This window comes from Acidobacteriota bacterium (assembly GCA_016196035.1).
GTDB lineage: Bacteria > Acidobacteriota > Blastocatellia > RBC074 > RBC074 > JACPYM01.
On record JACPYM010000056.1, the window covers coordinates 1 to 11261 of the forward strand.

The following is an 11261-nucleotide window of genomic DNA, read 5'->3' on the forward strand; positions in this document are numbered from 1 at the left end:
CCGCAGGAAGAAATTTGCCAATGTTTTCAAAAAGAACTTAAGCGGTCTCCTGCCGGGGCGCGGGGCGTGTGCGCCTGCTTCCGGTGGTTGCGGCGAGGCCTCCACCACCGGCTAATCTCCTGCGCGCCTCCGGCACACAGAGGGTGTCAACCTTTCTTGCAATTCTTCGCCTGCGTAACATCAGTTAGTTAGTTAAGGTAAAGGGTAGCAAAGTGCTTGGCCTAAGAAAAATAAAAGGAGGAAGGCACGCCCTTCCTCCTTTTATTTTTCTCTTTCGGTCAACTCTTATCGTAAAGCGGTCGCCACATAGCTCATCGGGTTGACCGGGCGATCTTGCAAGCGTACTTCGTAATGGCAATGCGGGGCAGTCGAGCGGCCTGTGCTGCCGACGGCGCCAATCTGTTTGTTGCGCGTTACGTGATCGCCGACTTGCGCGTCAATGCGTGACATATGCGCGTAACGAGTGGTGACGCCATAACCGTGATCCACCACGACCACGTTGCCGTAGCCGCCATGCACACCAGCAAAGATGACGATTCCGTCCGCCGTGGCATTGATCCCTGTACCAAACGGCGCCGAAATATCCAAGCCCGGATGCGTTTCAACGCCGCCGCCGCCAAACGGGTTCGAGCGCGCGCCAAACCCGTCTGTGATATAGCCGCGCACCGGCCAGCCGCTGGGCGTGGAGGCCAGTTTGACTTGATTCTTGTCAAACACATCTTTCAGTTGCCGCAACTGCAATTCGAGCGAAGAGGTGGTCTGTTCCAGATCCGGGATGTCATTGCCGCTGGGGCCGCCCGCGCCCATCGTGGCGGTCGAAGCTGGCAAGAGGCCGGATACTTCAGCCAATTTCCGCGAGGTCGTCTCAATGGCGGCCAGCCGACCTTGCATCCGATCCATGTTGGTTTTGACTTCGTCGTTCTCCCCGCGCAAACGGCGGTTTTCGTTTTGCATCAGATTGAGCTTGGCTACGACATAAGCGTGCTGTGAAAGCTTATAAGCGCCGTAAGCAATGGTTAAAAAACCAACGGCGGCAAAACCGAGAATGACGTAAAGGGCGTTATGTGGGACTGCAAATTTTCGTAAAGGGGAGCTAGCCGTCGGCGCAAACACAAAGGTGTAGAAGCGCTTTTCTTCGTTCATCGCATAGACTCCTTGACAAGGCAGTATTTACTCCAAAGCTTTGCTGACTTGTCCAAATGTCTTCCAGTGATAATGATTAGGATTGTTCTTTGAACGACTACGATAAAGTCACGCAGAATTACGTTGGGGCGTAAAAGCTGTGTGCTTGTGTTGTAACAGTGGGCAAGGCTAGCACAGCCCCTTTCGGCTTTTCAACCAACGATACAGTGTAATTTCAGGCGGGACGTGGTAAGCCAAATTATATCTGTCTTTAAGCCAGATTAAATTCACTATTCAAGCGGCCAGCCGCGCGCTTTTGGGCTGACCAATTCAATGGCTTTCCGGTGCGGTTCAGGCCTGCCAGACCCTAACTTCCCACGCGTGGCGGCATCTGTTAGACTGCCTGTCGTTGAAAAGCTGCCTGACCGCGCATTCGAAATCCACTGGATCACAAGAAAGAGGTAGGAAGTTATGAATCGCAAGTTGCAATGGTTGGCTGTTAGTGTCGCCGTGGCGCTGTTGCTGTGTTTATTGACGCCGCTCGTGCTAGAGCATCGCGCCTCGGCGCAGGCGGGCCGCCAGTCCGGCAAGACGAACAAGAAAAATCCGGGGGCCAGTGGGGAAAGCGACGAGCAGAAAAAAGAAGAGCAGAAGGTGGATAAGACCGCCCCCACCGCCGCCGTCACCATTAGCACCGACGTCGTCAACGTCGAAGCTGTCGTTTATAACAAAAAGACCGGCGCCGTCATTCGCGGGCTGAAAAAAGAAGATTTCGAAATTTACGAAGACGGAATTAAGCAGGAGGTCGAAAACTTTGCCACGCCCGAAGCGCCCGTGACGATGGTGCTGTTATTGGAATACAGCAAATTGATTGATGTGCTGGGCAGCCCGGCGGGCGGTTACTTTGAATATGGCCGCGTCGAGATTTTGCGGCCCGCCTATGAGTTTGTCTCGCGCTTTGTGCAACCCAAAGATTTTATCTCGGTGGTGGCGTTTGATATTCGCCCCACGCCCATTGTGGATTTCACCGACGACAAAAATAAGCTGATGGGCGCGATTCAATTGCTCATTCGCAACAATCCGGCCTTTAGCGAGAGCAATTTCTTCGACGCGCTGAAATTCGTCTTGCGCGGCGGCAAGGGCGATGCGGTCGTGCTGGAAGAGGGCAAGCAACAGACCGATAAAAAAGGGCAGGCGGATTATGCCGGCCTTTATGAAGTCAACGCGCGCACGGCCATTCTCTACATCGGCTCTGGTCTCGACACGTTCAGCAAAATCAATTTTGACGAGGCGCGCAAGATCGTCGAAAACTCTGGCGTTCCTATCTATGTCATTGGGACCGGCAATCTCTTCCTCAAGCTGTACGATCAGGCGCTTGATCCGGGACGTGGCACGAACATCAATGGGATTCCCCTTGACCGCATGACCATGCTGCAAGCGCAAAACACGCTCAAGACGTTTGCCACGTCCACCGGCGGACAGTATTTCCCGATTACCTTCTCGGGTGAAATCCCGTCCACCTTGCAATCCATTTCCGCGCTGGTGCGCAATCAGTACAGTCTCGGTTACATCCCCACCAACACGCGCAAGGAAGGGAAACGCCGCAAGATTCAGGTCAAAGCCAATCTGGGCGACAAGATTGACCCCAAGCTGATCGTGATTCAACACCGGCAAACCTACGTCGAAGCCAAAGAAACCAAGTAATGACCGGCCCCGCGTTAGATCATCAGCAAGCCATTCGCGAGAACGTTGCCCAGATTCGGCAGCGTATCGCGGCGGCTTGCGCGCGCGCCGGACGTGCTGCCGCCGAAGTCACCCTGGTCGCCGTCAGCAAAACGGTTGAATCCGCGCGCATCCGCGCCGCCCTTGCTGCGGGCATTCGCGTGTTGGGCGAGAACCGCGTGCAGGAAGCACAGAGCAAGCTGGAAGAGTTGCGCACGCTGAGTGTCGAACAACAAGTGCAATGGCATTTGATCGGGCATCTGCAATCGAACAAGGCGCGGCGCGCGGTCGAACTGTTTGACGCCGTGCATTCGGTGGATAGTTTGAAGCTGGCTGAAAAGCTGGCGCAGGCGGCGGCGGAACTGGGCAAGCGGCTGCCGGTCTTTCTCGAAGTCAATCTGGGCGGCGAGGATTCAAAAGCAGGCCTCGCGCCGGCAGCAGTTTCGCCTTTGTGCGAGGCGGTCAGCAAATTGGACGCGCTCGAACTGAAAGGGCTGATGGCGGTACCGCCGTTTCTGGATGACGTTGAAGCCGTGCGTCCCTTCTTTCGCCGGTTGCGCGAATTGCGTGACGCCGCCGTGCAGGCTGGCGTGGTTGGCCCCGCCTTCCGCGAGCTTTCGATGGGCATGAGCAATGATTTTGAGGTCGCCATCGAAGAAGGCGCGACCTTTGTGCGCGTAGGCACGGCGCTCTTTGGCGCCCGGCAATACGTTTGAAGTAACACCCAGCATCCCAACTCTCTCACATCGCTATGTCACCACTCATCACTGCTGGACGAAGCTTACTCACGTTGGCCGCTTGGCTGACTGCCACCACTGATCTGCTGATTCAGATCGCGCTGGGCCTTGTGCTGGTGCTGCTGCTGATTCGCTTTTTGGTGGATAAATTCAATCTCAATCCATTTGGGCGCATTGCCTATTACGCGCGCCGCCCGACGAACAAGTGGTTTTATGAGATAAAGAATTCGCAGTTTTACCAGCCCTTGCGCCAGGCCTTTGGGTTTGACCCGTTGTGGATATTGTTAATCGTGGCTTTCGTGCTGTTTTTCTATTTGCTGCGTAGTCTGGTGCAGGATGTGGCGATTCTGCTGAGCAGTATCGGCTACACGCTGAATTACTTTGGCGAAGGTGCAATGCTGCAAGGCGTGCGCGCGGTGATCGGGACGGTGTTGCTGGCGGCGATCTATTTCCTGATGGCGCTGATGACGATTCTGGTGATCTACTCCTGGTTCGGGCTGTTTGACCGCGCGGCGGATTGGGCGGGGCGGCGCATCTACCCTGTACTTTACTCTTTCGACTCCAGCGGCAGACTCGGCCCGCTGATCTTTCTGCTGGCCTTTCTGATTCTGGGCTTTGTCGCCTCGGCTGTGCAAAACGCTTTTTTCTGATGGTCAAGCTCACCGCCCGCGACAACGCTGTTACCTTCGCCGTGCGCGTCCAACCGCGCGCCTCGCAAACCGTCATCGTGGGCGCATTGGATGGCGCGTTGAAATTGCGGCTGGCCGCGCCGCCCGTGGATGGCGCGGCCAATGCAGAATTGATTCGCTGGCTGGCAAAGTTTTTTGACGTGCCGCGCGCAGCCATCGAAATCCTTTCCGGCACGACCGCCAAACAGAAACTCATCCGTGTTAGCGGCGTTCAACCAGCCATTGCCGAGCAGAAAATTAGCGCCGCACTGGCCCAAACCTGACTTTTGCTTTTTCGGCAGCTTGCCTACATAATCCCGCCCGCTTTTTGGTTCGACCACTTTCCCCGGCGGAAAACCCGCCAACCCGAGTTCACAACACGACACCGTCAGCAAGCATTGGAGGAATGCATGAATCAACGCAGGCTCTTTATTGCCAGTTGTCTCTCACTCGTCGTCACGGCGATGATCTTTGTCATTCGCGGCGACATCGCCCCCGCCGTCGAAGGCGCTTATCATTTGAGTCACGAACAATACGCTTTCGTCTCAACGATGGCCTTCTTTGGCTTCGCCGCTTCGATCCTGGCGGCCTCGCCGATGCTGGATGCGCTGGGCATGCGCAATCTGCTCTATCTGGCGTTGGTCTTGCACATTGGCGGCATCCTCGCCTTCATCGCCGCGCCGAATTACACCGTGCTGTACATGTCCATGCTCTTTGCCGGCTTCGGCAACGGCCTGGTCGAAGCCGTGATCAACCCGTTGACGGCGACTGTCTATCCCACTGAAAAAGTGCATCGGCTGAATGTGCTGCATTCGTGGTGGCCGGGCGGCTTGATCATCGGCGGATTGATCGCTTACCTGATGGGCCTACTCAATGTCTCGTGGCAGGTGAAGATGGGCATCGTGATTATCCCGACGATCATTTATGGCTTCCTGATTTTCGGCCAGCAGTTCCCGCAAACCGAACGCATGGCGGCGGGTATCTCGACCGGCGAAATGTTCAAGACGGTGGGCAATCCGGCCTTTCTGTTGTTGCTGTTTTGCATGATGCTGACGGCTTCGATAGAACTGGGGCCGGGCCAGTTACTGGAATCGGTCTTGCGCAACACGGCGAAGATGTCGGGCACGATGGTGTTTGTTTACGGCAGCGCACTGATGTTCGTGCTGCGTTATTTCGCCGGGCCGATTGCGCACAAGCTTTCGCCGATTGGGATGATGTGTATGTCAGTGCTGCTGGCGGGCATCGGCTTGTTTATGCTGGCGGGCGCGACCACGCCGACGTTGGCTTACATTGCGGCGACGATCTTTTATGTCGGTGTCTGTTTTATGTGGCCGACGATGCTGGGCATCACTTCGGAACGCTTCCCGCAAGGCGGTGCGTTGACGATGGGGCTGATGGGCTTTGCCGGGCAGTTCGCGCTGGGTGTGATCATCTTGAAGATGGGCGCGGTGTTTGACGCCTGGGGCGCGGCGGAAGTCTTTAAGTTCGTCTCAAAGCTGGCGCTGATCCCGCTGGTCGTGTTTGCGGCGTGGTGGTTGAAAGACCGCGCGGCGGGCGGCTACAAGGCGGTGCGCTTGAGCCAATCCTAGCGATGGCGGGTTGCGGATTGCGGATTGAATTTCCGCAGGGAAATCCGCAATCCGCAAGCTCAAACCCAAATCCACAGTTAAGCAGTTGAAAACACAGTTTCGACCAATAGCAGCGTTTTTTTTGTCAGCCTGGCTATTCACCCAGGGAGTGAAATTGCGCTGCCGTACAGCAGACTGCCAGTCTGCTGTAGACGCGGCCAGTGGGCTACGCGCCGAGACTACAGCAGACTGGCAGTCTGCTGTACGGTTTTAGCCGTGGATTCAGGCTCAAATCTGCCATCGAATCAGCCGCCAATAATCCCCGCCACGCCGCAAGTCAGACACCGATACAAGGTGCCGGCCCGTTCGGGATACACTTGCACGCGCGCCGGCCCGCAAACGTGTTCGACTTCGATTTCCAGCAACGTGTAATAGTCGTCATCGCTGATGTTGAGCAGCGCGTCAAAGATGCGTTGTTCCGCCGCTGTGCTGCGGTCAATTGCCTCAAAGAAATCGCGTTCTGTCTCGGTCAATTCCCGCTCGTTTTCCGTGCTCATCGTTTTACCCCCGTTTGAGTTTTGCCGCGCCGTTTGGTCAACTACGCAGCCTTCCACCGGCACCATAACGCAAAAAGGAGTCGCCACAAAACTTGTCGAACAAACCCATCCTAATCTTTGATCTCGGCGCCGTACTGATTGATTGGAATCCGCGCTATTTATATCGCCAGTTCTTTGCCGACGAAGCCACGATGGAAGCCTTCTTCGCCGAGGTTGGCTTATCCGAATGGAACGCGCAGCAGGATGCGGGCCGTCCGTTTGCTGAAGCAATCGCGTTGCTGGCAGCGCAATATCCGCACCACGCCGCGCACATTCACGCCTTTTGGGAGCGCTGGCCTGAAATGCTGGGCGGCGCGCTTGAGGGTACCGTTGAGATCATGCGCGAATTGCGCGCGCGCGGGCATCGCTTGTTTGCGCTCAGCAACTGGTCGGCGGAAACCTATCCGCACGCGGCAGCGCGCTTCGAGTTTTTGCAATGGTTCGAATACGTCGCGCTGTCGGGCCGGTTGAAGCTGGTCAAGCCGCAGCCGGAGATTTATGCGCACTTGCAGGAACGCATCGCCCGGCCCGCCGCGGAATGTCTCTTCATTGACGACTCGCTGGCGAACGTCGAAGCGGCGTGGCAATGCGGCTGGCAGGCGATCCATTTCACTACGCCTGGGGCGTTGCAGGTTGAATTGGTACGGCGAGGAATTTTGTAGGCCAGGCACGACCGACTTAGATAACCAAACGGTTGCTAAAACCTGACCCCTTCGGCTAGCATCCGGTTTACCAATCACGCAGAATAACCTGACCACCATTCAAGCAGGAGAAGCGAACGCACATTATGGGAATCGCGGCCTTACAAGCCCTCAAAGTCGGCTCTTACATCTTCAAACAAAAATTCAAAGGCAATCAACAGTACCCGCTCGTGCTGATGCTGGAACCGCTGTTCCGCTGTAACCTGGCCTGTGTCGGCTGCGGCAAGATTCAGTATCCGGGCGAGATTCTGAAAAAGAACATGACGCCCGAACAGGCCTTCAAGGCGATTGATGAATGCGGCGCGCCCGTCGTGACCATCGCGGGCGGCGAACCGCTGATGCATCCCGAAATTGATGTCATCACCAAAGGCATGATCGCGCGCAAGAAATTCGTTTACCTTTGCACCAACGCGATTCTGCTGGAAAAGCATTTGCACCGTTTCGAGCCGTCGCCTTATCTGACCTTCAACATTCACCTCGACGGTATGCGCGAACGCCACGATCATTCAGTAGACCGCAAAGGCATCTTCGATGTCGCCATCAACGCGATCAAGAAAGCCAAAGCTGCCGGCTTCCGCGTCAACACCAATACGACGGTCTTCGCGGGCGAAACGCCCGCCGACTTGCACGAGATGTTCGACATGCTCACCGAGATTGGCGTGGACGGGATGACGATTGCGCCCGGCTACAGCTACGAAAAAGCGCCCGACCAGGATCACTTCCTCTCGCGCCAGCAAACCAACGAACTCTTCCGCCAGGTGCTCACGCCGATGGCATCATCTAAAGGAAAGGGCAAAGGGAAGAAGTGGCAGTTCAACCAATCGCCGCTGTACCTGAAATTTTTGATGGGCGAGATTGATTACGAATGCACGCCCTGGGGCAGCCCGAATTACAATATCTTTGGTTGGCAGAAGCCGTGTTATATGTTCAGCGACGGCTACGCACAGACGTTTAAGGAATATCTGGAAACGACCGATTGGAGCAAGTACGGGCGCAAGAGCGGCAACCCCAAATGCCAGGATTGCATGATGCATTGCGGCCACGAGCCGACGGCGGCAATTGATGCGACCAGCAGCTTGCGCGGCATGCTTGTTTCGATCAAAGGCATCTAAGTCCTGGGCACGTCCAGGCCAGTCACGAAGCCACACGAAGTTTTACGAAGAGGTTTAAGCGATTCTTCGTCCTGCTGCGTGTGGTTTTTTGTTGTCCCACCATTTAAGCAAGGAGACCTCGCATGTTTCGCCAAGGCCGTCGCCTTTTTTCGGCAGCTTCGATCTGTTTGTTGATTACTGCATTACTACACACGCTGGGTAATCTTTCGTTGACGCCTATGAACGACGCCGAAGCTGCGGTGCTCAAAGCCATGCGCGAGTTCACGCTGGCGATGGGGATGGGGATGGTGCCCTCGTTCTTGGACATCTTTCGTGATCTAACCTTCACGATGAGCGTCACGGTCGTGGTCTGGGGCATGCAAAATCTGCTGGCGGCCAAACACGGCAGCGATAGGTTGCTCAAACCGTTGACTTGGTTGAATGTGCTGGGCGTAGGCGCGCTGGTAGTCATGAATGCGGTCTATCGCGTGCCGCCACCCTTGATTTGTTTTAGCGTCGTGGAAGTGCTTTTCCTGCTCAGCTTGTTTTCCAAAGGTAGCACTGAAAGTTGATGCTCTGGCGAATGCTTGGCGGAGTCTCCAGCAAGATTTGGCGGCGCTTGCCCAAACGTGTACGGCGCTGGGGCGTGCTGTTGACCGAAGCGCGCTTCACCGTCACGACCGGCGCGGTGATCACCGATGAGCAAGGCCGCGTCTTGTTGTTACAACATCGCTTTCGTCCTGGCAGCGGCTGGGGCATTCCGGGCGGCTTCCTGCAACCGGGCGAACAGCCAGCGGCCGGGTTGCGGCGCGAGTTGCGCGAAGAAGTCGGAGTTGAGATTGAGCAGGCAGAAGTTGCCTTCATTCACACGCTCGAAAGGATTCAGCAGGTCGAGATCATTTTTCGCTGCCGCGTGCAAGGTGACGCTGCGCCGCGCGCAGTGGAAATCCAACAAGCCGCCTGGTTCGCGCTGGCTGAATTGCCAGCGGGCTTGAGCGCCGACCAGCGCGGTTTGATCGCGCGGGCATTGCAACGGGCGAGCGTTGAAGTAGTTTGCGCCCGTTCATTTCCATCCAACAAGGTAATACTGGCAACCAAGCAACACTCAACAGAGGCAAGCCGATGAAACTTTTGGGCGTGATGATTTTGTTGCTGCTGGCGGGCGGTCTCTCGCTTTCCCCTGGCAGCCTGGCGCAAGAGCAAGGCCCCAAGTGGCCGATGTTTCGCAAACATCTGATTGACGCGGGCGCGAACGAATCCGCCGCTGTCGCCGACATCAATCACGACGGGCGGCTGGACATCGTCAGCGGCGAAAACTGGTTTGAAGCGCCCGGCTGGAAAAAGCACCGGCTGCGCGAGATCGGGTTTCAGAACGGTTACGTGGACAATTTCAGCGACATGATTTTGGACGTGAATGGCGATGGCTTCCCAGATGTCGTCGGCTGCGCCTGGTTCAGCAAACAGATGCGCTGGTTTGAAAATCCGCGCCGTTTTGATGGCGAACTCGCCAACGTGTTGTGGAAAGAGCACGAAGTCGAGACGGGCTTCAATTACGAACTGGCGATGCAGGTGGACATTGACGGGGATGGCAAGGCGCTGGAGATTTTGCCCAACTACGGCAGCAGTAACGAAGTCGTCTGGTTCGAGGTCGTCAAAGGCCAGTTTGTGCGCCACTCGGTCGGGCGCGTGCCGAATATGAAAGGCTTGCACGGCACGGGCGCGGGCGATGTCAACGGCGATGGCAAGCCGGATATTCTAACTGCGCACGGCTGGTTTGAAGCGCCTGCCGACGTGCGCACCGGCACTTGGACGTGGCGCGAGACGGGCCAGCCGGTCAAGATCACGCGGCAGTGCAGCCACATTTACGCGCAGGATGTGAACGGCGATGGCCGCCCGGACATCGTGTTTGGCAGCGGGCATGGTTATGGCGTGTATTGGCTGGAAAACAAGGGCGCGCAATGGGCACCGCACACGATTGACGACAGTTGGTCGCAAGCGCACGCCGTGACGCTGGTGGATTTGGATGGCGACAAACGCCTGGACATCGTGACGGGCAACCGCTATCTGGCGCACGACATTGATCCGGGCGCATACGAACCGCTGGGCTTGTACTGGTACCGGCTCAACGCTGATGCGACGTACACCAAACACGTGCTGGATTACGGCGGCAAGGTGGGCGGCGGGATGCAACTGCCGGTTCAAGACATTGACGGCGATGGCGATCTGGACATCGTCGCGCCCGGTAAATCGGGACTCTACCTGTTTGAGCAGATAGATTTCCCACGGCAAAAAGGCAAGTAAGGAGTAGGTGGCAGTTGGCAGTTCAAAACTGTTCCCCCCACCTTGATTGATCCGGTTATTATTTTCGACTTCTATCTTCAATCGCCGATCGCCAGCTAAAGGAGCAAATAATGTTCGTTCATTCGGTTTACTTTTGGTTGAAGGCGGATTTGACACAGGCGCAACAGGATCAATTCTGGGCGGGTGTGCATTCGCTGGGCACGATCTCGTCCGTCAAAGCCTGTTACATCGGCACCCCGGCGGCGACGGATCGTCCGATCATTGACCGCTCGTATTCGTGCGCGTTGGTCGTTGTTTTTGATGATGACGCCGCGCACGAAGCGTATCAGGTAGATGCCATTCACGACCGGTTCCGCCTCGAATGCGCCGCGTTGTGGGAGCGGGTGCTGATTTACGATGCCAAAACGGATTAAATCAAAGGTCGCCCCTTTGACTAACTGATGTTACGCACAGGTTGGTTCAATAAGTGCGTTGACAGCTTCTGTGTGCCGGAGGCACAGCGGATATTAGCCGGTGGTGGAGCGCGAGCGGAGCCACCGGAACAATGTGCCACGCCCCACGCGTCCTGAAGGGACGCAGGACTCAACAGCGGCAGAAAAATGATGTCTTGTCCTGCGCTCTGCCGGAGACCGCTTAAAAAGTATTTGCGAGACAAGCTTCCGCAGGTCGCGCCAGCCGCAGCTTAAGCGGGCTGTGCAACGGGCGCAGCCGTTAAGAGGCGGACGATTCGTTTGCAGTTGACCGCGATGCCGAGC

13 protein-coding genes are annotated in these 11261 nt (G+C 56.4%); 11 read left to right on the forward strand and 2 right to left on the reverse strand.

The annotated features are described in order from the left end of the window. Window positions 1-285 precede the first annotated feature (285 nt). Window positions 286-1143, reverse strand: a complete 858-nt coding sequence (locus HY011_16755) for a M23 family metallopeptidase (protein MBI3424586.1) — start codon at window positions 1141-1143, stop codon at window positions 286-288. A 450-nt stretch (window positions 1144-1593) separates the two neighbouring features. Here HY011_16755 and HY011_16760 point away from each other — a divergent pair, with 450 nt between their 5' ends. From HY011_16760 to HY011_16780, 5 genes are all read left to right on the forward strand, one after another. Continuing rightward, window positions 1594-2826: a VWA domain-containing protein gene (locus tag HY011_16760; GenBank protein MBI3424587.1), complete on the forward strand. Its 1233-nt coding sequence runs from the start codon at window positions 1594-1596 to the stop codon at window positions 2824-2826. Continuing rightward, the gene (locus HY011_16765) at window positions 2826-3560 is read left to right on the forward strand and encodes a YggS family pyridoxal phosphate-dependent enzyme (protein MBI3424588.1); all 735 of its coding nucleotides are present in this window, start codon (window positions 2826-2828) and stop codon (window positions 3558-3560) included. Before HY011_16760 ends, HY011_16765 begins: the two co-directional genes overlap by 1 nt. A 35-nt stretch (window positions 3561-3595) precedes the next feature. Next, entirely contained in the window at window positions 3596-4231 is a 636-nt protein-coding gene (locus HY011_16770) for a hypothetical protein (protein MBI3424589.1), read from the forward strand. Continuing rightward, window positions 4231-4533, forward strand: a complete 303-nt coding sequence (locus tag HY011_16775; GenBank protein MBI3424590.1) for a DUF167 domain-containing protein — start codon at window positions 4231-4233, stop codon at window positions 4531-4533. The genes HY011_16770 and HY011_16775 overlap by 1 nt, the downstream gene beginning before the upstream one ends. Before the next feature lie 126 nt (window positions 4534-4659). Next, window positions 4660-5838: an MFS transporter gene (locus HY011_16780; protein ID MBI3424591.1), complete on the forward strand. Its 1179-nt coding sequence runs from the start codon at window positions 4660-4662 to the stop codon at window positions 5836-5838. A gap of 284 nt (window positions 5839-6122) precedes the next feature. On the opposite strand, the gene HY011_16785 is transcribed toward HY011_16780, so the two are convergent. Further along, window positions 6123-6374 carry a hypothetical protein gene (locus HY011_16785; protein ID MBI3424592.1) on the reverse strand — a complete coding sequence of 84 codons (252 nt, stop codon included), beginning with the start codon at window positions 6372-6374 and terminating at the stop codon, window positions 6123-6125. A gap of 92 nt (window positions 6375-6466) precedes the next feature. On the opposite strand from HY011_16785, the gene HY011_16790 reads away from it, so the two are divergent. The 6 genes from HY011_16790 to HY011_16815 all read left to right on the forward strand — a co-directional run bounded on the left by HY011_16790 (window position 6467) and on the right by HY011_16815 (window position 10919). Then, complete coding sequence (locus tag HY011_16790; protein ID MBI3424593.1) at window positions 6467-7075, forward strand: HAD family phosphatase; 609 nt, start codon at window positions 6467-6469, stop codon at window positions 7073-7075. Between the two features lie 125 nt (window positions 7076-7200). Next, window positions 7201-8226 (forward strand): adenosyl-hopene transferase HpnH, encoded by a 1026-nt coding sequence (gene hpnH / locus HY011_16795; GenBank protein ID MBI3424594.1) that lies wholly within the window; start codon window positions 7201-7203, stop codon window positions 8224-8226. A 122-nt stretch (window positions 8227-8348) separates the two neighbouring features. Next, window positions 8349-8777, forward strand: coding sequence for a hypothetical protein (locus HY011_16800; GenBank protein MBI3424595.1), 429 nt, complete (start codon window positions 8349-8351; stop codon window positions 8775-8777). Next, on the forward strand, window positions 8777-9331 hold the full coding sequence (locus HY011_16805; protein ID MBI3424596.1) for an NUDIX domain-containing protein: 555 nt from the start codon (window positions 8777-8779) through the stop codon (window positions 9329-9331). Before HY011_16800 ends, HY011_16805 begins: the two co-directional genes overlap by 1 nt. Next, on the forward strand, window positions 9328-10506 hold the full coding sequence (locus HY011_16810) for a VCBS repeat-containing protein (protein MBI3424597.1): 1179 nt from the start codon (window positions 9328-9330) through the stop codon (window positions 10504-10506). The genes HY011_16805 and HY011_16810 overlap by 4 nt, the downstream gene beginning before the upstream one ends. Before the next feature lie 110 nt (window positions 10507-10616). Further along, the gene (locus tag HY011_16815; protein ID MBI3424598.1) at window positions 10617-10919 is read left to right on the forward strand and encodes a Dabb family protein; all 303 of its coding nucleotides are present in this window, start codon (window positions 10617-10619) and stop codon (window positions 10917-10919) included. Window positions 10920-11261: the final 342 nt, after the last annotated feature.